The following is a 22,715-nucleotide window of genomic DNA, read 5'->3' as shown; positions in this document are numbered from 1 at the left end:
TAAGCAGGTGTTTAGTGAAAGCGGGGAAGTCCAGTGAGCCACCTTACTCAGTGTGGAATATGACAATTTATATAAACTTGCTCTAATTACTAAAAGCGCATATTTCTATACATTTATTTTATAGGCCTAGTTTTAGCCTGTAATCTAATGGCATTTTATCTATAGCTAAATCGAGCACTTCTTTAGTTGTTCGTGCTTTAAGTTGATTTAATTCGTTTTCGATATCTTGGTGACTCCTCACAATAGCTTGTTTCTTTCGAGACCGAATCCCCGTATTTTTTTGTCTATTTCTTTGCTTAATTTGTTCTTTTTCATACAACTCTAACAAGGCGATATTTATTTCATCAAAAAACTTAAGAATTGAAGGGCTAAACTTTGAAGTTCTGAAGATACTTTGAGAACTAATCTCCATTTTTTCTGCAACTTCAGACTTTAATATCTTATACAAAGATCTTTGTGTTTTATTATTAGCAACTTTTCCAAACTTTTTGATGTTTTCTTCTTTTTCTTCTTTAATTACCAAAATAATTTGCCAAGACTTATATGTAGTATGATTCTCATCATCAATTACCCACGATGGTCTTTCGGGTGTATGAGACTGAATATATTTATCATCTAGAGTTTCTAGGAATTTTTCTCCAATTAACTCATCCAAGTCAATATGATCATTTGCCATATATTGTATTCTCTTGCTGAAGCTTTAATTCAATTGTCTTGATTGCAGTTTCGATAACCCCTAAAATTTTCGCCACTGCTTCCGAGTTTGATGATTGTAGTTGCTTTATTCGCTTATAGCCTGAGCGTAAAGTAGGTAAATGTGATTCCAGCATGAAACCTAACGTATTTTCGTTAAGAGCTTCTTTCACCATCGGTTGAATTGTTGTCCAAATACCTCTTAAGTTTCCAGATGTAATAACAGCATTAGTGCAATTCAAACAGAACTCTGGTTTGGCATCTTGTGGATTAATACTGCCAAATTTGGCGCATTTAGCCCTTATTTCACCGCTATCTCTAGGAATACATATAGCAAAAATGCTTGGCTGAATACTAATGATACGCTCGTTGATACTCGACCTTAATGTATTAAACTCATCTACACTTACTGGCTTAGTAAGAGCAACAGCTTTTTTGACATAATGAGCAAAACCACCAATATACTCTTGCCCTACTTTATCTGAATCAATGAGCAACGAATCCACAATAGAATTAAGATAACGTTGACTTGCACCTTTCATTAAGCCTCGAACGTCTTTATTTCGAAGATACGCCATAAAGAACGAGCTATCTAAATGACAAAATTGATGCTGAATCACGGCACCTATATCACCATGATATCGAGTTAATACGGCTTCAGCCCAAATATGTCTCAATGCATGTGAAGATGGATAACGAACTCCCACTAGCAATTCATTAACAATATCATTCATAGCTTTGTTGTCTAAAACCACAGTTCCGGAGCGAAGCAATTTTTTTGTTTTTTCAGAAAAGTAAGTTTCTATTAACTTTTGATGTAACTCATTGTGGGTGAAACCAACGGATATAAAAGACTTTAATGAAGCTTTAAACGCTCTTTGGGCTCGAGAGCTAGAAAAAGAAGTACAAGACAATCTTTTCCAATCCCGTTTTACCTCTTTTGCTGTAGATAATAGATGCTTATACCGAGCGCTTTGGGGATCATACATGTGACGTAATCGATCAAAGTCTTTTAACTCATCACTGTTCATAAATTCCACATCTTTAGAATTCAATAGCGCTAATTTAAGAACATCATTAAAAGGCTGATAACTATACACAAAATCTTGCCAGTTTGCCTTCACCCTTCTTTCAATAAACATCTCAGATTGAGTCGTCACTTTCTTCCCTTCACCGCATTCATACAAGCATGGATCATCGAATGAAGCACTGAATAAGTTATTTAGCTGTACTGCGATTTGATAGCACTGCGAAGTAATCTCTCTCTTAATTTTAGTTTTCCCATGAGTTTTTGGAACAAGCCAATTTAACTTAAAACGAAATGGTATATGTGAACTATCAAGAATATCTATGTTTGGTTCTATGTGAATTGCATTTAACGGAAAACCAAACTCACTTTTTCGATAACCTAGCCAAGCAGCAACAAGGGTAGTCATAGCATGAACAATATTATTCAATGTAGCCTTAAAAGATCTATAATCAGGCCTTAAACCTTTTTTTAGAATCTTATCACCGAAACATTCAAGGGTTCGCAAAAACTCCGCTTTTTTCAGTTTTTTTGGTAAAATTATGCCTTGCATTTGTTCATAGACGCATTCAATAGTCACTTCAGCTAATTTATGACTTTCAATAAAAGTCTTATCGAGTGAAGCTAAATAACTATCCCATATCTCTGTTGGTGATTTTTGCACATCCAAATCATAAAACTTTGCGAGCATTAAAATACGAATTATTTCAACGCCATCGAACCGCATACCAAGACCGAGCTTGATTACTAGCTCTTTGATACACTTTTCATTGAGCGACATGGCACTCTCAAACAGCTTTTGATACTCGCTGAATGCAATTTCTTGCACCTCATTAAATAAGTCTTTGTGATTAATACCTTTTGTGTGTTTCTTATGGGGGTCTAATTTGTGATGAGTTAACGAAGCTACCACCACATCGTTTATCCTGACGTGTAACTTTGAATCCAAAACTCTATTGTAGGTCTCAGCTACTTTTTTAATGGTCTTCTTACATATGGCCATATATAAGTAATCTTTTTGGTAAACCAACCTTAAATAATCAATATAGTACTGCCCAAGCTCTAAACCTAAAAAGTTAAAACTCCCCCCTAATCTATATTCACTCAGTGTTATACCTAACTGTGATTGGCATACATTATCTAGTATGATTTCAACCTTTTTTTGCGTAATATTATTATCTATGACACCAATAACACCTAGCGCTTTAAGTTTGTTTCTTGTAATGGCAAGAGGTATAAACTTGATAGCTGCACTAAAGCTCGGAGGAGATAAACGATTATAAAATCCATTTTCGTTAACTGACTCACTTAAATATGAAATCCAAAAATCTTCTAATTTATTTGAACTTAGATATAGAGCTTTATGGAAGTTTAGGAAAGCAAAAATATGTATTACTATTTGTAAAATAGAAGTAATACCGTATACATTATTTTTGGGGATAGTAGCGATAAAAAATAATTTGGCATATTCTTTAGCTGACAGTGGGTATACATCTCCCCCTATTTTTAAAGTTGCAGATCCACTTGAATTAATGTGAGGCATGTCAAACAATGAAAAATTAATTTCTGTAACGTTATTTATATTGTGGTGTTTAAAATAGAATACATCATCGAAAATTATTCCTTTTTCCTTTATAAAACAAGGGTGTGAGAGCAGCTTTTGATTTTGATCTTCCCAAAACATTTCATATGCAGTTGTAGAAAAATTTAATTTCATATTAAACCTCATTAAATAGAATGAAAAACACTAACTACAACGCGGTTTTTAATTGCATTCTCGAATATGGCCTGTCCAGCCTCTTGACTTTCTTTACTCAACTGACTCAGAGTATGTTCTGCCCACTCTACAGTAGGCAAAACTGTCTTATAAAGGTATTCAGAGTTTCGGGATAATAACTTTTTATAATGCTTCTTAAATTCGTGTAAATAATTGAACATTTTCCATGCAACAACAGCACTATCCATGACATACAAAAAGGATAATTTTGGTGTATCCTCAACACTATCGAGAGCTGATACTCCCACTTCATTAATTTCACCTTTATTTTGTCCGGTTATAATTCTAAGTCTAGATAACATCTCACCCGCTTTATAAGACACACTTTGTGTTACTGACATGAATTCACTATTAAACCGCTCAACAGCTTCTTTCTTACCCTTGGTATTTAAATCTTCAAAATCTAGATCATACACATTATTAATTAAGTCCAACATGACTTCTCTAGTTATACGTCCTGCTGAATTAATCCAGTTTTCATTCTCACTATTCAAATAATGCCGCTTTTCAGTTTGATTAGAGTGTGAGTTTTTATTAATGAGGTAATTAAGCGTGTAAGGGTCACTAAAAGCATGTACAGCGCTATTTTTTATAGCCTGAAAACCAAAGAGTGTAACTGGGCAAGTTAAATTTGTTGTTGCCACAGGTTTTGATGCATCTTCAACTAAAAGACCATTATATGGGCCCCCCTCAATACCAGCGTAACCACCAGTATTTTTAATCAATGAAATTAATGCTCTAGGCATAGACAATGGTATATTATCTAGCTTACGATGGTGTTCAATCAAATAGTTTGACAATACTCTTGTCGTTAATAGGCAATAAAGAGTACCAACTAGTGAGTTAACCCCATTACTAATTACAAGGGCCCTTTTTTCAACAAGATACTCACTTTCTTTTCTTAAAGACAAATATGATACTAGTGCTTCACCTTCAAGAGTACTAACAGAAAGAGAGCGGGTTGTATGAAATACCTTTGCCCGGCCTTTAAAGTATTCACATTCAATATTTCTAACTTTGCCTCCAACCTTCAACAGGCGAAATGATCCTACCGTAAGCTTTGGTATGTCAAAAGGTTGAACACATTGAGATGCCATCAACCATGAAAACATTAATTCTTCTATTACGGTTGCAGGGGGGGAGAATTTATCAAGAGTAATTTGTTGCAACACTTCAAAGCTAAATAAGTTACCTGGCATAACCTGAGAACAAGTACCTGCGCAAAATACAGAACTGACCTCTCCCTTAAATTGCGATTGACTAGTAAAGAGGTCATCACATTGCGTTTTAGAAGCTAAAGCTGATAGTAAAAATTGGAAAGATTTGAAGTTATTCGAATTTGATAATAATACTACTTCTAAAGCCCCTTTTAGCACGCAGCTAGGGGTTTTCATTCTATGGTAAGCAGAAAGCAGTCGATATATTGTACTCCCAACAAACTTTCTTTTTTTTGTATGAGAGAGGTTTTTAGGAATTAAAAATAAAGAAAAATCAACTCCCTCTGACTTGAAAAAGCTATGTAACTCCTGCTTATATTTGGCCAGTACATTAATAACCGTAGATGCAGTTAAGCTTAATGATTTAACAGTTAGGTTCGGTGAAGCTAATACATTATACAACTCATGTCCTATTCCCACATCATCACGTCTTAACCAACTGATTGAACCAAAGTAACTTGCTAAAGATATTTGTGTTTTATTCAAGTTAGGACTAGCTTTTGTTTTCCTAAGCTCGTATAAGTAGCTGAGCTCTGATGAAGTTAGCGCTTCATGTAGCTCAATTGATTTATCTAATGCATGACAAAATAATGTCTTCAGTGAGGTAAGCCGACTTACCCCACCATGATTACTCATTTTATCAAATTGATATTCTTCATACTCTTTCAGGATCTCAAAACGGTTTGTTACCACTGCGATGTTTAACCATTCCACAAAACGAGGAGCAATACTTAAAAAGAATTGCTTGGCTGAAAGTGCCGCTGATTTATCAAAATAAGCGTAGTTATATGCTGCAACAATAAATTTATATAAAACCTCTTTATCTGGGTTGTTGGTGTCGGTCATTCTAATTTTTAGTTTGATCAATTTTGAGGTTTTACGGACTATAATTTCTCGTGCCTCAAGTGGGTATTTAAATTCACCTACAAACTCTTTATGATTAAACTCCGATTGAAGAAGTTGCTCATAATAATCAGAGCTTTTTGGTTTCCGAACTTTTTTCTCTGAATCTTCCATCTTATTGTTCTCCATTAACAACCAGTTTTAGTAAACGCTCTTTATAACCGCAAGAATGTATATATAATTTGGTTGTTTGATTCGAACTATAGCCATCTACCTTATGGCCCATACGCCTAGCTGTCTCAATGTAAGTTGCAGACTCAGTGGTGATTGACTCAAAATTTTTGCCACTATTCCTGCACAGCTCGTAAAATACATCCGTCCCAAACGAGTGTCGCAAGTGATGGTAAACAGCCCCTCTTTCGAGGATCTGGCAACCTGTATATAATTCTGGATTTTCATCTATACTGTTGATAACTTTAAGTAAAACTTTATGAAATGTCCTAGAACCATATTCAGAGGATAAAACGCATCCCTTTGAGTAATTATTGGCGTTAGATACAAATAGATTATTGGAGTTGGTAATTGGTCTTTCAGTAGAATAGTAGCGTTGCATTTTCTCTAGTAAAAACCTTGGTATATAAAGAGTCCTTGAACGTCCATATTTGGTATATAGAGAAGAGAGATGGTATTCAAATTCATGTTTATCGGCTTTTTTTTCTAATTCAGAGAATAAGCTCAATAGACCACTGTGTTTTTTCTGGTTTGCAGTAAAATCTTTTAGTAAAAAGCCTTGATTTTCTTTAGTCCGACAACCTAAGTCACCGCCAGTTCGCAGTATAATTTCTTCGAGTAGTGTCCCTGCTCTGCGGTATAATAGCTCTCTAGTTGCAGGTAGAAGGTATTTAACAAGCAAGCATTGTTTGTTATTGGCTCTTGATAGTGTTCGGTGAGATGAAAACACAAAAATATTTTTATATTTATTATCAAAGAAATAACTTAACCAATTGAAGTAACTTTTCAAGGAGTAAACAGCTTTAGAAACAGCAGCTTCACTCTTACCTTGAGTTTTAATAAGGTAGTTATTTATATATCCATTAATAACATCACTAGGCAAAGCAGTATGGTTAGTTAAGGACATTTGAGAGCCTGATAGAGATTGCATACAAACCCAATCTAAGAAAAGGCCAAGCTGATTACAACGAACATACTGCCCGTCGAAAGAAGTTTCTACTTCCTCAAAAAAGTGGATGATTTGATTAGTAATTCTATCTTTTTTTACTTTGAGCTCAATATATACCCCTCGCTGAGTTATATATCGAGCGTAAAGACAAGGTAAAATTAAAGGTGTATTATTATCATCTAAGTAGATCCAATGCTTATTATATTTCTTATCATGAAACCTCTGCATTTAAAAACAACCCTAAGTTACTCTCTATAACTTAAGAGTAGCAGAGATAATTTAACTTACATTTAAAACCGCAAGAATACACCCCTGAGTTTAAAAGCAGTCCATATCTATATGAATAAACTTTTTCATCACACAATAACAACTGTTTATTTATACAGCCATTATTGTGGAATCACTTTTAATTAGCAAGCATGTTATTGCTTAAAAAGAGCGTTTACTTTTCTTTGGCTTATTAAAACAATACATCCAAAATAAAATTTCTAAAGAAAAGCCTAATAAAATCAAAACAATTGCCCCAGCCTCATTACCCATAGCGTAACAAGTAAACGACGCTATAAAAACGGTGCATGCCAATAACCAATTAATTATATTCTGCATAGTTATCTCCTTGTGTGTTAATAGTTACTATAGCCATGAATTTAAAGAGGTACAATTTTTACTCAAGGGTTTTTATTTAGCATTGTTGTTTTTTTAAGGTTAAGGTTTGTTCAATCTGAGGCAGTTTACTCGCGGCGCGAGGTTTATAGCCTAATTGTTTAAATAAAAAAGGCGCAAAGCTTCCATGTCTTGCTTACGTCCCTTATTTACATCCATGAGGGCAATACAGAGTAGCTCTACCCCTAGTTATAATTCCCTTGAGCTCATCCGACCATATTGCTAATCTAAATGCTTTAAAACTAAGAGCAATAAATACATGGAAACGTTTAAACAACAACACCCTATTCATACCGATATCACTGTGGCATGGGGCGATATGGATGCCCTACAGCATGTTAATAACTGTGTTTACCTGCGTTATTTTGAAATAGCCAGAATCGATTTTTTAAATAAATTAAATTTATTTGATACCATCAACTCAAAAGCCACGGGGCCTGTGATCAGTGAAAATAATATTCGCTATAAGCGTCCCGTTACCTTTCCCGACACATTGAGCGTAGGTATTACCATTAGTGATATTAAATCTGACCGATTTGTAATGAACTACAGTGTGTTTAGTCATGCGCAAAACGCGATAACAACCACCGGCATGTCAAAAGTGGTGATGTTTGACTTTAAAACAGGCCAAAAAGCCACGATCACTGAGCCATTGTTATCGGCTTTAAAAGCAAACTCTCAAACCGAATAATTAGGATTAGCAATGCAATATAGTCAATTAGGCAGTAGTGGTGTTAGCGTTTCAAGAGTGTGTTTAGGTAGCATGACCTGGGGAGTACAAAACACCCAACATGATGCCGACCAACAGATAGCCTATGCGCTTGAGCAGGGTGTGAACTTTATTGATACAGCAGAAATGTATGCTGTTCCTCCCTCTCCCGATACCTACGGTAAAACAGAAGAAATTATAGGCAATTGGATAGCACGTAATTCACAAAAACGAAAAGACATTGTTATTGCAACTAAAATTGCAGGGAATGGACTTTCTTGGGTACGTGATGGCGGCAATATTACCCGCCAAGCTGTTATTGATGCGGTTGATCATTCTCTAAAACGCCTACAAACCGACTATATTGATTTATACCAGCTACACTGGCCAAATCGCCGTACCCCTCACTTTGCTAGGCAATGGCCTGGTATGCTTAAATTTACCGAGGTAGATGCAAAACAACACACCGCTGATATGCTTGATATTTTAGAGGGGTTAGATGCGTGTGTTAAAGCAGGAAAAATTAAGCATTGTGGGCTTTCTGATGATACGCCTTGGGGAATTAGCCAATTTTTAAATTTATCAAAAGAGCATAACTTGCCAAAAATGGTGTCTATCCAAAACGAGTTTAGCCTAGTACATGCCAAAGATTGGCCTTATTTAATAGAACAATGTGTACATGAAGATATTGCTTATTTACCTTGGTCACCATTGGCCGCAGGGCTATTAACCGGTAAATACCTAAATGGAGCACGCCCTGAAGGCTCCCGCTGGACATTTATGCAGCGTAACGGTATTTTTCGTGATACGCCACAATCACAACAGGCGACCAAAGAGTATGTTGAACTTGCCCATGCACACGCTATCACCCCAGCTCAATTAGCGCTGGCTTGGTGTAATCAAGTCGATGGAGTGACATCATCTATTATTGGTGCCACTACTATGGCGCAATTAAAGGAAGACATTGATGCGTTTGACCTAACACTGAGCGATGACGTGTTATCAGCGATTGATATCATATTCAGAAAAAACCCAATGCCTTACTAATGAAATCAAGCAAAGGGTAAATGTTATTCAATAATGTTGATTCTTTGCTATTCTTTATGTTTATTTTTTAAGCGCTAAGGTATAATTAAATACAGTCATTTAATAAAGAATTATCAGCTTTTTATGGATACAGCTCGTTATTTCTGCCTGCTATTTTTAATATTCTCGAGTAACAGTATTAGCCAATCTAAAAATCAGCTTACTGAAATTTTATGGCTACAAAGCAACACACCACCTTTTCACTTAGACTCAGGGAATACTCAAATGGGCTTGTGTGATAATTTAACTAAGCAACTAATCAGTAGTATAAAGGATGTAAAACATACTCGATTATTTGTTCCACAAAAACGAATTAATAAATATATCAAAGAAGGCAAAAATGTCTGCTTTCCATGCGTAATCCATAAAAAGAGCACCAACGAAGTCTATACATACTCACGTCCTACCTCTATCTACCCTGAGTTTAGTATTATTACAACTAATCAAAAAGCAGAAACACTTACTAAAGCACATGGTAATCCTATAAATTTAATTAGTTTACTTAGCGATGAACGCTTTACCTATGGACAAGCCGCAGCACGACGTTTTTCACCACACATAAATATGATTATTGAAAACTCTTTGAGCCATCATAACGTGTCCTTGAGCTTAAGTAGTGATAATGAGAGTGGCGTTGTGATCGATAGGTTGAGGCATGGCTTTTTAGACTACTCGGTCGATTATCCTTTTATGGCCAGTTACTTTAACCAGCAACAACACCCTATAAAAATCGTTAGTATACCCATAGCTCAAAATACGCGCTCATTAATCAAAGGAGCTGTAGGCTGTGCGACTAATGCGCCTAATGATTTTGCTAATCAGGCAATTAAGAAAATTAATGCGGCATTAGAAAGTACCATACTAGAATCAGCGGCTCATCAACTAAGCCAGCGACACTGGCTAAGTGAACATATCGATAATTTTGATAAACAATATTATCAACACATAATTAACTTTGACTCACAGACCAATGATGCTCCAATAAACACTGCTGACCAGAATAAAGAGCAACGTTGAACTCTCGTCCAGTACTAACCATCCCTACGCCAGCAGGCGTGCCAGTCATAATAATGTCGCCTTCTTCGAGGCTCATAAACTGACTAACCTCAGCCAATATTTGTGCAGGTTGGTGCAACATAAGTTGGCTATCACCATGTTGAACCGGCTTGCCATCAATATGTAATTCAAATATAAACGATGTCATTTCTGGCGTTAACTCAATAAAATCACTAAATAATGCTGAGCCATCGAATGCTTTAGCACGTTCCCACGGCAAGCCCTTTTCTTTTAAACTGCTTTGCAAAGCTCGCTTAGTCAAATCGAGTCCAATCCCTACCCCTGCAAGCTGCTTATTTTTAACCACAAAGCATAATTCAGTTTCATAATGCAACGTATCACCGTTATGGGAAGAGAGTAAGGTATTAGTGATCGCGCTATTAGGCTTATTAAAAATTACCATTTGCTCAGGGTGTTCGTTGTTTAATTCAGCAATATGCGCACTGTAATTGCGCCCCACACAGACTATTTTTGAAGGCTGTATGCTCTGCGAAGCCAGCTTTATTTGATTCATTTTCTCACCTGTTAATTACATAACGCTTTTAATATTTCGGCATACTCTCAAATAATTAACGCAAAAGCGAATGCAGTTTTATTATGTTTTTATGATAACTATTGAGCTGAATATAATCAATCACATAGAATGGAATGAAAGTAAGAAGGGACTAATTTGGCAGGTTTTTGTACTACGCTTTTAAAATAAAAAGCAGGTACTCTCAGTACCTGCTTATTAATAGATTATTGACTACTTACAAGTAACACTACCTTGCTCGGCAGCATTTGCTGTAATAGCCAGCTTAGCAATAGATACATGCCAATCACCTTGCGTGCTTAACTGCCAAGGGGTGAACACTTGTGCTAAATCAACACCTTGCTCTGCAAAACAACTTAAGTTGATGTTTAATGTTTGCCATTGACCTGATTGCTCAAGGTTATCAGTAATATCAAACTTACCCTGACAACTCTCACCACACCCCATACCAACCCATAACGGACTAGCCGCGGCTTTATCTACTTTAATTTGTATTTGCAGCTGACCATTGTTTTCAACGTATGAACGTAAGTCAGATGGAAACGCAGCGGCTAAATTAACGCCAGCCAGTGCTTGGCCATTAAAACGAATAGCGCGTGCATCTTCTTGCACCTCTTTATCAAATGTTTGGATGCTCACCGCACCTAATGACTCGCGACTGCTCGCCACCGTTTTTTGTTGCTCACCACTTTTTAAAACCAGTGACCACGGTGCTTTAATTGCACGCTCAAACAATACTAAATCATCCAGTTTTTCAGTCTGTTGAGTTTGCTCCACCAAGTCATCTTTTAAAACATTACTATCGTTGTAAGTTAAACCAAAACCATAAGGAAGTAATGGGCTGTAAGCTTCGTCGTTACGGTTTTCATTATCGATTGGGTTATTCGGCCATGAAAAAGATAGCTTGCCTTTAAAGTCATGATTAATTGAACCGTCTGTATTTTTAAACAAGACATCGCTAATTGCATCGCCTTCACTACCTGGAAGCCAAATAGCAACGAACGCATCACTGGCGTTAAGCTCAGCATTAACCCACATAGGGCGACCGCTTATGAATAATGAAACAACAGGAATTCCCGCATCTTTAAACTTACGCAGTAGCGCTAAGTCGCTTTTATTACCGCGCTGGTATTCGAGGTTATCAACATCACCATTACCCTCTGCGTATGGTTGCTCACCAAACACCACAATGGCGACATCAGGGCGTGCTGTATATTCCCCTTCAACGCTCAGCGCTGCACTGCCACCAGCTTGCTCTACAGTGTCTTTAATACCTGCATAAATAGAGCTGCCACCAGGGAAGTCGCTGTTTTTATTACCTGTACCTTGCCACGTAACACTCCAACCACCCGACTGCATACCTATGTTATCAGCCCCTATGCCTGCGACTAATACGTTGGTTTTAGGTGATAATGGCAGTAACTGCTGCTTATTTTTAAGTAATACTAAAGACTCGCGTACAGCCTGTTTAGCCACTGCACGGTGATCGCTACTACCAATAATTTCAGTTTTTCCAGACAGGGGACGCTTCGCAGGGCTTGGTTTATCAAATAACCCTGCACGCATTTTAACGCGTAAAATACGCGTTACTGCATCATTAATTCTACTGAGTGGGATTTCACCGCTATTAGCTTGGTTAACCAAGTTGCTAAATAATGGTTTCCACTCATCCGGTGCCATGTATACGTCTAAGCCCGCATTAGCCGCTTGAGCACAGTTACTATTAGAACAACCTTTAACCTGCCCGTGGCCATTCCAGTCACCGACAACAAAGCCATCAAAACCCATTTTATCTTTAAGCACATCGGTCAGTAAATATTTACTGCCGTGAATTTTTTCACCATGCCAGCTATTAAACGAGGCCATTACCGTTTGTGCACCTGCACCCAAACCACCAACATAACCTTGAGCATGAAGCGCAAATAATCCTTCTTCAGAGGCGATATTATTACCTTGATCATCGCCATTCACAGTACCGCCATCACCTAAAAAATGCTTAACCGTACTTACTACCCGCGTATCTGACAAAAAGTCTTCATCAACAGCGCCTTGTAAGCCTTTAACAATTGAGGCTGAATATGCTTTTACTATTTCAGGGTCTTCAGAATACCCCTCGTAAGTGCGACCCCAACGATCATCTCGCACTACGGCAACCGTAGGTGCAAATACCCAGTCAATACCGGTAACCATAACTTCACGCGCCGTTGCTGCGGCAATTTTTTCAATAAGTTCAGGGTTGTTCGCCGCCCCTAAACCAATATTATGCGGAAATAAAGTCGCACCAATCACATTGTTGTGTCCATGTACCGCATCAGTGCCCCACATTGTAGGGATCGTGCTGCCATCGAGGGAATCATCAATAGACGCTTGATACATCTTTTCAGCTAAATCAACCCAGTCTTCGGGGGTTGCATGTTTATTGTTATTTGGAAACGAGCCACCGCCATTTAAATAGGAGCCAAAGCCATATTTACGCATATCTTCAACCGTAATGTGACGAATTTCAGGTTGGATCATTTGCGCTATTTTTTGCTCTAGCGTCATGCTCTTTAACATATCTGCGATTTTTTGCTCCATTTGAGCATCGCTTTTAATACCGGTTTCTATTGTTGGCCAAATTTCTTTTTGATTTGTCGCATCGCTAGCACTGTTAGAGGGTTGCGAACAACCGCTGCTGGTTATTGCTGCTAGCATCAGTGCAGTGACTGAAAAAGTTCGTTTAATAATCATAGCATTCACCTAAAACTTAAAGACGAGTTGACGTTGTTTTTTTTGCACCAAACAGCGCGAAGTAAGTAATATATAAATAGCAGCCAATAGGCAGTATAAGCGCTAACTGCACACCGATATTGTCAGCCAGCATACCTTGTAGTAATGGAATAATAGCTCCACCTACAATCGCTAAGCATAAAATACCCGACCCCTGTGAGGTGTATTTACCCAAGCCTTGAAGCGCTAAACTAAAAATAGTAGGGAACATAATAGAGTTACACAGACCAACCAATAAAATAGCCCACATAGCAAGTGAACCTTGACCTGTCATTGCAATTAACACTAACACACCGGCCAAAATACCATGACAAGCTAACACCTTGGCTGCATTTAATTTTTGCATAATAGCAGCGCCAGCAAATCGCCCTATCATTGCACCTGCAAAATAATAGCTAATATAATGTGCAGCTTGTTGCTCTGGTAAACCTGCAATATGGTCAAGGGTTAAAAAGCCGACTAAAAAGCTACCAATCGCAACTTCAGCACCAACATAAACAAAAATACCAATAGCGCCCAAAATAAGATGGCGATATTTCCAAACACTGCCTAAGTCAACAAACTCTGTGTCACCTTGATTTTCAGCTTCACTATCAATCGCTTTACCGAGTTTAGGTAACTTCAAAAAAGCAAAAATAACAGCCAGTGTCAGTAAACTTGCACTGAGCATTAAGTAAGGGAATTTAACTTGTTCGGCTGTAGCTTGACTAATTTCAGACAAAATCAACCAACTACCAAATAATGGCGCAACCGTTGTTCCTAAAGAGTTAAAAGCTTGGGTCATGGTTAAACGCGAAGACGCTGTTTTTGCAGGCCCTAATACGCTTACATAAGGGTTAGCAGAGACTTGTAAAATAGTGATCCCTGAAGCAAGCACAAATAAAGCAAGTAAAAATAGTTCGTAAACATGTGCCTCTGCAGCGGGGTAGAATAATGCACACCCTATCGAAGCGACAACCAAACCAACAACAATACCAAATTGGTAACCTATTTTACTAACGAGTTTTCCTGCAGGAATTGACATAACAAAGTAGGCACCAAAAAAACAAAATTGTACCAACATTGCTTGGGTGTAATTAAGGGAGAACATTCCCTTTAAATACGGAATTAAAATATCGTTCAGGCAGGTAAGAAAACCCCACATAAAAAACAAGGTCGTAAGCGATGTTAACGCAAAGGTGTGTGTAGACCCTGGTTTTTGGCTGTTTTCTGCTGCCGGTAGTGGCTGTGTGATATGTGCCATAGTATAATCTCTAATTATTTATAATTATCAGATTGTTACCTCTATTTAATTGCGTTTAGTAAAACTTAAAATGCAGATAATAGTTGCAACACCAAATGTAAGCGCTTACATTTATAGCATACAGAGAAAATTTATCAATTTATTTACAAATAATATTGTAAGCGCTTACATTGCTGTATTATACAATTTCTATTGCTTAGCTAATTACGGTAAAGCGCATTATTATTGCAAGCTTAAGGACGTATCTCATTGTGTTTAAAACAATTTCGTTGCCAGGCACGTCAGCCCTTTTAAAATCGCCGTTTATTTTTGGTGTTGCCACGGCCTCTTTTCAAATAGAGGGAAGCCACAACACGCGATTGCCATGTATTTGGGATACTTTTTGTAGCAAACCAAACACCATTGCAGATAACAGTAACGGTAATCACGCCTGTGAGCATGTAAAATATTGGCAACAAGACGTTCAAATGATTGCCGATTTAGCCGTTGATGCCTATCGACTTTCTATTTCTTGGCCACGCGTTTTACACCAAGATGGAAGTTTAAACATTCAGGGCATGGCGTTCTATAAGTCATTACTACAGGCCCTTAAAGCACGCAATATTAAAACTTATGTCACTTTATATCACTGGGATTTGCCACAACATTTAGAAGACAACGGTGGTTGGCTAAATCGCGATACCGCGTATCAATTTGCTTATTACGCTCATATAGTAACTCAGCAACTAGAGGGCTTAGTGGATTCTTATGCGACCTTAAACGAACCGTTTTGTAGTGCCTACCTAGGCTATGAAATAGGGGTACATGCACCAGGCATAAAAAGTCAAAAAGCAGGACGCCAAGCAGCGCACCACTTATTACTCGCCCATGGACTTGCGATGCAAGTGATACGCAAAAACTGCCCTAAGATAGAGGCCGGTATTGTGCTTAATTTTAGCCCTGCCTACCCATTTACTCCTGACGATGAACGCGCTGCTAAATTAGCTGATGACTATCATAACCAATGGTATATTCAGGCAGTGCTGGAAGGCCGCTACCCTGAAGTGATTAAGGAGCTTGCAAATGATGCAAAACCTGATGTTGCAAATGGCGACATGGCAATAATTAGCCAAAAAATCGATTTTTTAGGGGTTAATTACTATACTCGTATCCATTACAAAAATACGCCAGATCATTGGTTTAGCGAAGCTCCTTTAGAGAATATTGCCACCACTGATATGGGCTGGGAAATATACCCACAGGGATTGTGTGAACTCCTACTTTCATTAAATGATCGTTACACGCTACCCAAAGTATATATAACTGAGAACGGTGCAGCGATGGCCGATGTATTAATAGATGGAAAAGTAGATGACATACATCGTATCAATTACTACCATACACACCTTAATGCCGTTCATAATGCCGTTGAGCAAGGCGTTAATGTGCAAGGCTACTTTGCATGGAGTTTAATGGATAATTTTGAATGGGCCTATGGCTATGAAAAACGCTTTGGGCTAGTCTATGTTGATTACCAAACTCAACAACGCACCTTAAAACAAAGCGCAATTGCGTATCGTGATTTTCTTAAACAGCGCCAAAAATAATAATGAGTGGCTTTTATGCTGAGTAAAAAAGAAAAAATAGCTTATGGCCTAGGTGACACGGCCAGTAATATTATTTTTCAAACCGTAATGCTATTTTTAACCTTTTTTTACACCGACATTTTTGGTATTTCGCCTGCTGTTGTTGGTACCCTTTTTTTAGTCGTCAGAGTCATTGATGCAGTTACAGACCCAATAATGGGCGCCCTGACCGATGCCACTCATACAAAATACGGTAGCTACCGACCTTACCTACTTTGGCTTGCCATCCCCTTTGCTGTTATAAGCGTGATTACCTTTACTACCCCCGCGATGGATGACGGCAACAAAATTATTTACGCGTTCGTTACCTACACCTTGCTAATGTTGGTTTATACCGCAATTAACATTCCTTATTCGGCACTTGGCGGCGTACTCAGTAGCAATCCTAACGAACGGGTTTCTATTCAATCATATCGATTTGTGTTTGGCATGCTGGGGGGGTTATTGGTTACGAGCTGCACTTTACCTTTAGTAAAGTGGTTTGGGGAGGGTAATAACGAGTTGGGCTATCAACTCACCATGCTGGTTATGAGTTGCCTTGGTGTAGTGTTATTTCTAATTTGTTTTCGTTACACCAAAGAGCGGGTGATCAATCCACCACATAAATTATCTTTAAAAACACAACTTCACGTTTTATGGCAAAATCAGCCGTTTAAAATATTGTGTATGGCAGCACTGATATTATTGACCAGTATGGTGCTGCGCACGACATTAGCTATTTACTATGTAAAGTATGTTCTTGGAAAAGAAGATTTAATCACCGAATTTGTGACTTTAGGTATGGTCGGTAATATTATAGGCTGTGCGTGTGCGCAACCTTTAAGTAAACGCTTAGATAAAAAAACGGCTTATATTTATCTGCAATATATTTCTGCCATATTGAGCTGTTTTGCTTTTTTTGTCCCTAATGAGCAAGTTTTACTCGCCTTTTTAATGTATTTTTTATGGTGCTTTTTCACTCAAATGGCGACACCTTTATTGTGGGCAAAAATGGCAGATGCTATTGACTACGGAGTTTGGCAAAATGGTCAACGACTCACAGGTATGGTTTATGCAAGCGTGGTATTTTTTATCAAATTGGGGCTCGCATTAGGCGGCGCTATAGCGGGTTGGTTACTTGCGTATTATCAGTATCAAGCCAATGTAGAATTAAGCGAAGCAACTAAAAGCGGTATTTTAACCTCATTTACACTCTACCCTGCTATTGGCAGTATACTTGTGGCTTTAATAATGACTAAATACAACTTAGATAACAAAACCATAAAAAAAATCACCGCCGATTTAACACAAAAAAGTAATTTGTAACAAGGAATAGTATGGCCACCATTTATGAGGTGTCAAAGCTTGCAGGGGTATCACTTGCCACTGTTTCAAGAGTAATGAACAACAATGCAAACGTAAGTGATGCAACCAGAAAAAAAGTGACTTTAGCGATGGAAGAATTAGGCTACCGCCCAAATTCTATTGCGCAATCACTGGCCTCTAATTGCTCTAATAGTGCTGGCTTATTGGTTTCTGAGTTAAAAGGTCCTTTTTATGGCCCTATGATGAGCGGCATAGAAAACACCCTCAGAAAACAAGGTAAACACGTTATTATTACCGCAGGGCACAGTGACGCAGAGCGAGAACAACAAGGCATAGAGTTTTTAATTAGCCGTAATTGCGATGCACTTATTTTGCATGTTGAAGCGGTTAGCGATGAATATTTAATAAAGCTGAGCAAAGGTAAAACACCATTTGTTTTACTCAATCGCCATATTCCTGAGCTCGCCGATCGCTGTATTATTCTTGATAATATTAAAGGGGGCTATTTAGCGACTAAATACATTCTTGAGTCTGGTCACAAAAACATTGCTTACATTAGCGGTCCTTTATGGAAAAAAGACGCTCAAGAGCGTTTAAACGGACATAAACAAGCACTTGCTGAACACGACATTGAGTTTGATGAAAACAGTTTGTATGAAGGTGACTTTATAGAGGACAGCGGCTACGAAGGATTTACTGCTCTTTATAAAAAAAATCCCGCCATTACCGCCTTAGTGTGCGCCAATGACGAAATGGCAACGGGTGCAATGGTCAGTGCCAGAGAGCATGGCATTGAACTACCCGCACAACTTTCAATAATAGGCTACGATAACGTGTTCTTTACCCGCCATGTATACCCCCCTTTAAGCACTATTAATTACCCAATAGATGAAATGGGAAAAGTAGCTGCACAGTGGGTACTGAGCCATGTATATCAAAAAAGCGTACAGCCTATTCAAACTTTATTTCAGCCCGAATTAGTCATACGCCAATCAGTCGTTAATATTACCTAGCTAATTATTATATAAATTGGCAAATAGTGGCGTTAAACAAGTTTACTTAATAACGCCAAGTTTATTGGTTTAAGCAAAACTTGCTCTATTTCTAGCTGCCTAATGTGTACGGCATCAGGCTCCATTCCACTAATAATAACTCGTTGAATATCAGGATAGTGTTCTTTAATAAAGCCAGCAAGCTCTAAACCTGAACCATCGGGTAAATGCATATCGAGTAATACTTTGTCGTAATTACTGTTATGCTCAAGCGTCGCCTTACAGTCTTTGACACTTGTTGCTATATCCGTGTCTACATCCAAACTTTCTAATAATAACTGAGTAATTTGTCCAGCATCAGCATCGTCTTCCACTAATAAAAAACGCTTTATATTAGTATTATGTTTTGGCGTTGGCTGTATCGATGAAACACGTTGTGTTTTTTTCCCCAGCACTGACTCTAAGCATTGGTACAGTAAGTTTGAATCCACAGGTTTGGCAATCATATCGTCAAACCCTAGCGCGGTTAGTTCGTTATGAATACCTTTCATGGTGGCCGCGGTTAAAGCAATAATCGCCCCTTTAAATCCTAACTTTCTAAGTTCAATGGCTGCTTCTTTTCCGCCCATCACCGGCATATGAATATCTAAAAATATAATATCGTAAGCGGCGCGCCCCTCTACGAGTTGCTTTTTAACCTTATCAAGCGCTTGTTTGCCATTATCAGCATAATCTACATCTGCACCCGCTGAGCCAATTAAATGGCCAACTAACACGCGTAAATCGCGTAAGTCATCCACCACCAACACTTTGCCACTTACTTCGCATGGCGCTACTTTTTGCTGCATGTTGGGGGTTAAATCAAGTTTTAATAAATTGCGCTCTACCTGTCTGATATCACCAGGGTATAAGGAAATGGTAAACGTTGAGCCCTCACCTACATAAGAATCTAATGAAATAGTACCCTGCATTCGACTAAGTAGCTCAGAACAAATAGCTAATCCCAAGCCCGCACCACCTACTGAGCGCGACTCTACATCGGCAATTTGCTCAAAAGGCTTAAAGATGAGTGCTTGTTTTTCTGGAGCAATACCCAAGCCTGAATCTTTAATGCTAAAAAAGAGCATTTCACGTTCAGCCACCGTCTCTGTCCATGCGTTAACGATAATTTCGCCTTGCTCGGTAAATTTTATCGCATTATTTATCAGGTTAATGAGAATTTGTCGTACCCGAGTAGCGTCTACACGAATAACTAATGGCAAAGGCTCCAGTGATTCAAATTTTAATGATAAGCCTTTATCAAGGGCTGATACACGCATTAACGTAAACACGTCGGCCATTAGGCTATCAAGATTAACATCCCCCAAGCTTAGCTCAAGCTTATCGACTGCAATTTTAGATAAATCTAAAACATCATTCAGTAAGCTCAATAAGTGTTTGCCATTACGATAAATAACGCCCAACTCATTTTCAGCTTGCTTGCTAAAATCACTGAGCATAAGTAGTTCGGTATAGCCTAAAATAGACGACAAGGGAGTTCGCAGTTCGTGGCTTAAATGCGCTAAAAAGCGGTCTTTTGAACGGTTTTCAGCCTCCGCTTTTAAACGCTCCACCCGCTCATCTTCTACATCGCGGCGTGCTAGAGCATAACGAATAGAACGGGCAAACCGGCTACCACTCATTTCACTTTTAACTAAGTAATCAACCGCACCAGCATCAAGCGCAGCCGAATCTAGCGCATCGTTAGATTGCCCCGTTAACATGATAATAGGCCCACAAAAGCCATTCTTAATCGCTTGCTTTAAAACACTTAAGCCATCTGAGGCACCTAAGCGATAGTCAAGCAGGCAAATATCATGCTCATTTTTACTTAGTACATGTATTGCCTGCTCAGGAGAGCTTATCCAGTCTATGTCAAACACATGGGAACTGAGCTGCTCTAAATAGTCACGAGTTAAAATATAATCATCTTCATCGTCTTCAACTAATAGCAGTTTCGTTGCCTTTGCTAACATAGCGTCTCCTGTTTTAATAATATGCTTAATCGTTAAACGTGCTTGGTAGCTCTACAAACTCAACCCAGTATTTACCCAGCGTTTTCATCAACTCAACTAACCCGTCAAACGTAACCGGCTTAGTTATGTAAGACGCAGCGCCTAGGTTATAACCTTTAACCATGTCTTCTTCTTGCTTAGAAGTAGTTAAAATAACCACTGGGATGCCCTTTAGGTTTGGATTTGCCTTAATAGCTTCAAGCGCTTCACGACCATCCATTCTCGGCATGTTTAAATCAAGTAAAATTAAGCCTGGTCTTGGCGAGATGCTTTTATCTACAAACTTGCCTTTGCGCTCTAGGTACTCTAAAAGTTCAACACCGTCTTCAACAAAATGTAATTCATTTAAAACGCGGCTTTCAGCAAGCGCATCTTGGGTTAATAAACGATCATCTTCATCATCGTCTGCCATTAAAATGGTAATGGGTTTTACGTTTGTTAATGGCATATTATGCCTCTCCTTGTAATGTGAATAACTCTGCATCCACAGGTAGTTTAATAATGAAGGTTGCGCCTTCGTTAGGGGTGCTTATTGCTGTAATAGTTCCGCCATGTCGCTCTACAATTCTGCGACACACAGATAATCCAATGCCGGTTCCTTTATATTCTGAACGGCCATGTAAACGCTGAAATGGCACAAATATTTTATCCGCGTACTCATCAGAGAAGCCGATACCATTATCTTTTACGGTAATGACATGCCAACTTACTTTACTATTATGGTCTTCACTAAACTCGCTAATTCGTTCAAAGCTAATATCAATAACAGGGTTTACGTTAGGCGCTCTAAACTTCACTGCATTTGAAATTAAGTTTAAAAACAGCTGATGCATTTGACTCGGATCAGCCTGAATGATTGGCATATCAACCGTTATCACTTGCGCATTAGACTCATTAATGGCTATTTCTAAATCGCTTAAAATATCATTAAGTATGCTATTTAGATTGGTGTCGGTAAAATCTTTACCTCGAGTTGTTACTCGAGAGAACTCTAATAAATCATTAATTAAATTAGACATCCTTTGTGCGGCATTTTTCATGCGGGCAATGTAATCTGCGCCTTTTTCGCCCAACTCGTCTTTAAACATGCTTTCAAGCCGATCACTAAATGCTTGGATTTTTCTTAGCGGCTCTTGCAAGTCATGGCTGGCAACAAAGGCAAACTCTTCTAACTCTCGGTTACTGCGACTTAATTCATCAGAATACAAGGTAAGCTCTTGGGTACGTTCAGTTACTTTACTCGCTAAGGTTTCATTTTGCATTTCCAGCTCGGCGCGATACACGGCCGCATTTTTTAAATTCAGCCTCGCCAATAAAAACATACCCAAAATCAATAATGCGCTGGTAACTGCAGTAATACCAAAAGTGATCTTTGCTTCTTTTTTAATTTGCGCTAATTTCGAAAAGTGACTGACTTTAAACAGTAGTTCGCGCTCTTGAATATCATTAACTCGCTCACGAATTTCTCTATATAAGTCGCGTCCTTCATGTGAATTAAGTATTAGTAAGGCGCGCTGCTCTTTATCATGTAATGCTAATTTAACCGTTTTTTTAAGCTCAGCTATTTTAGCTTCAACCAAGAGTAACAGCTGTGCAATACGCTCAGCCTGCCCGTCAATTTCAGAATGTAAGGCGCTCACATGGTTCGTTTGAGACTTTATTTGTGCGATAGCATCGTAGTAAGGCACTAAATAATCATCCGTTTGAGTTAATAAATACCCACGCTGCCCCGACTCAGCTTGCACTACCGAAAGGTGCAATTGCTCTATCGCCGTGCTTAACATATTAGTGTTATCTAAACTTTGCTGAGTACGCGTTAAGCCTTGTATGGTATTAACCGCTAAAAATGCATTACCTACAATAATGCATAGTATTATGGAGATAAATAACGCCCATACTACATTTGCTTTGCCTTGCTGTTTGCGTTTAATCATTTATCGTCCT

General features: G+C 38.3%; 17 protein-coding genes. 6 read left to right on the top strand and 11 right to left on the bottom strand.

Annotation, left to right across the window (positions count from 1 at the left end; genetic code table 11):
* Positions 1–118: 118 nt before the first annotated feature.
* The 5 genes from ABZP26_RS03700 to ABZP26_RS03680 form a co-directional block, all read right to left on the bottom strand.
* Entirely contained in the window at positions 119–676 is a 558-nt protein-coding gene (locus ABZP26_RS03700; protein WP_028834334.1) for a hypothetical protein, read from the bottom strand.
* Positions 666–3,437 carry a hypothetical protein gene (locus ABZP26_RS03695; RefSeq protein WP_249365142.1) on the bottom strand — a complete coding sequence of 924 codons (2,772 nt, stop codon included), beginning with the start codon at positions 3,435–3,437 and terminating at the stop codon, positions 666–668. The genes ABZP26_RS03700 and ABZP26_RS03695 overlap by 11 nt, the downstream gene beginning before the upstream one ends.
* A gap of 11 nt (positions 3,438–3,448) precedes the next feature.
* Positions 3,449–5,731 (bottom strand): hypothetical protein, encoded by a 2,283-nt coding sequence (locus ABZP26_RS03690; RefSeq protein ID WP_036949848.1) that lies wholly within the window; start codon positions 5,729–5,731, stop codon positions 3,449–3,451.
* A 1-nt stretch (position 5,732) separates the two neighbouring features.
* Positions 5,733–6,965, bottom strand: a complete 1,233-nt coding sequence (locus tag ABZP26_RS03685) for a site-specific integrase (protein ID WP_028834337.1) — start codon at positions 6,963–6,965, stop codon at positions 5,733–5,735.
* Positions 6,966–7,166: 201 nt separating this feature from the next.
* Entirely contained in the window at positions 7,167–7,343 is a 177-nt protein-coding gene (locus tag ABZP26_RS03680) for a hypothetical protein (RefSeq protein ID WP_013464196.1), read from the bottom strand.
* A gap of 316 nt (positions 7,344–7,659) precedes the next feature.
* Here ABZP26_RS03680 and ABZP26_RS03675 point away from each other — a divergent pair, with 316 nt between their 5' ends.
* The 3 genes from ABZP26_RS03675 to ABZP26_RS03665 all read left to right on the top strand — a co-directional run bounded on the left by ABZP26_RS03675 (position 7,660) and on the right by ABZP26_RS03665 (position 10,212).
* On the top strand, positions 7,660–8,091 hold the full coding sequence (locus tag ABZP26_RS03675; RefSeq protein ID WP_028834338.1) for a thioesterase family protein: 432 nt from the start codon (positions 7,660–7,662) through the stop codon (positions 8,089–8,091).
* A 12-nt stretch (positions 8,092–8,103) separates the two neighbouring features.
* A complete protein-coding gene (locus ABZP26_RS03670) occupies positions 8,104–9,156 on the top strand; it encodes an aldo/keto reductase (RefSeq protein WP_290172805.1) in 1,053 nt (350 codons plus the stop codon).
* 123 nt (positions 9,157–9,279) lie between these two features.
* Positions 9,280–10,212 carry a hypothetical protein gene (locus ABZP26_RS03665; protein WP_058154244.1) on the top strand — a complete coding sequence of 311 codons (933 nt, stop codon included), beginning with the start codon at positions 9,280–9,282 and terminating at the stop codon, positions 10,210–10,212.
* On the opposite strand, the gene ABZP26_RS03660 is transcribed toward ABZP26_RS03665, so the two are convergent.
* The 3 genes from ABZP26_RS03660 to ABZP26_RS03650 all read right to left on the bottom strand — a co-directional run bounded on the left by ABZP26_RS03660 (position 10,145) and on the right by ABZP26_RS03650 (position 14,795).
* A complete protein-coding gene (locus ABZP26_RS03660; protein ID WP_064662481.1) occupies positions 10,145–10,765 on the bottom strand; it encodes a fumarylacetoacetate hydrolase family protein in 621 nt (206 codons plus the stop codon). The genes ABZP26_RS03665 and ABZP26_RS03660 overlap by 68 nt on opposite strands.
* A 231-nt stretch (positions 10,766–10,996) precedes the next feature.
* Positions 10,997–13,513 (bottom strand): exo 1,3/1,4-beta-D-glucan glucohydrolase, encoded by a 2,517-nt coding sequence (locus ABZP26_RS03655; RefSeq protein ID WP_368485382.1) that lies wholly within the window; start codon positions 13,511–13,513, stop codon positions 10,997–10,999.
* 16 nt (positions 13,514–13,529) lie between these two features.
* A complete protein-coding gene (locus tag ABZP26_RS03650) occupies positions 13,530–14,795 on the bottom strand; it encodes a sugar MFS transporter (protein ID WP_138560905.1) in 1,266 nt (421 codons plus the stop codon).
* 251 nt (positions 14,796–15,046) lie between these two features.
* Between ABZP26_RS03650 and ABZP26_RS03645 the strand changes: the two genes are divergently transcribed.
* From ABZP26_RS03645 to ABZP26_RS03635, 3 genes are read left to right on the top strand one after another with little or no spacing between them, the layout of a single operon-like run.
* Positions 15,047–16,381 (top strand): GH1 family beta-glucosidase, encoded by a 1,335-nt coding sequence (locus tag ABZP26_RS03645; protein ID WP_368485381.1) that lies wholly within the window; start codon positions 15,047–15,049, stop codon positions 16,379–16,381.
* Positions 16,382–16,396: 15 nt separating this feature from the next.
* Positions 16,397–17,725, top strand: coding sequence for a glycoside-pentoside-hexuronide (GPH):cation symporter (locus ABZP26_RS03640; RefSeq protein ID WP_058154239.1), 1,329 nt, complete (start codon positions 16,397–16,399; stop codon positions 17,723–17,725).
* Between the two features lie 11 nt (positions 17,726–17,736).
* Positions 17,737–18,738, top strand: a complete 1,002-nt coding sequence (locus ABZP26_RS03635) for a LacI family DNA-binding transcriptional regulator (protein WP_028834345.1) — start codon at positions 17,737–17,739, stop codon at positions 18,736–18,738.
* A 32-nt stretch (positions 18,739–18,770) separates the two neighbouring features.
* Here the strand turns inward: ABZP26_RS03635 and ABZP26_RS03630 are convergent, their stop codons facing one another.
* The 3 genes from ABZP26_RS03630 to ABZP26_RS03620 are packed head-to-tail and all read right to left on the bottom strand — an operon-like array spanning position 18,771 to position 22,705.
* Positions 18,771–20,732: a response regulator gene (locus tag ABZP26_RS03630; RefSeq protein WP_013464187.1), complete on the bottom strand. Its 1,962-nt coding sequence runs from the start codon at positions 20,730–20,732 to the stop codon at positions 18,771–18,773.
* A 25-nt stretch (positions 20,733–20,757) separates the two neighbouring features.
* On the bottom strand, positions 20,758–21,219 hold the full coding sequence (locus ABZP26_RS03625) for a response regulator (RefSeq protein WP_010390893.1): 462 nt from the start codon (positions 21,217–21,219) through the stop codon (positions 20,758–20,760).
* A 1-nt stretch (position 21,220) separates the two neighbouring features.
* Positions 21,221–22,705 carry an ATP-binding protein gene (locus ABZP26_RS03620; protein WP_013464186.1) on the bottom strand — a complete coding sequence of 495 codons (1,485 nt, stop codon included), beginning with the start codon at positions 22,703–22,705 and terminating at the stop codon, positions 21,221–21,223.
* Positions 22,706–22,715: the final 10 nt, after the last annotated feature.

The sequence above is a fragment of the Pseudoalteromonas sp. SD03 genome, from assembly GCF_040937955.1.
Taxonomy (GTDB): Bacteria; Pseudomonadota; Gammaproteobacteria; order Enterobacterales; family Alteromonadaceae; genus Pseudoalteromonas; species Pseudoalteromonas tetraodonis.
This window is presented reverse-complemented; position numbering and strand designations above follow the sequence as displayed.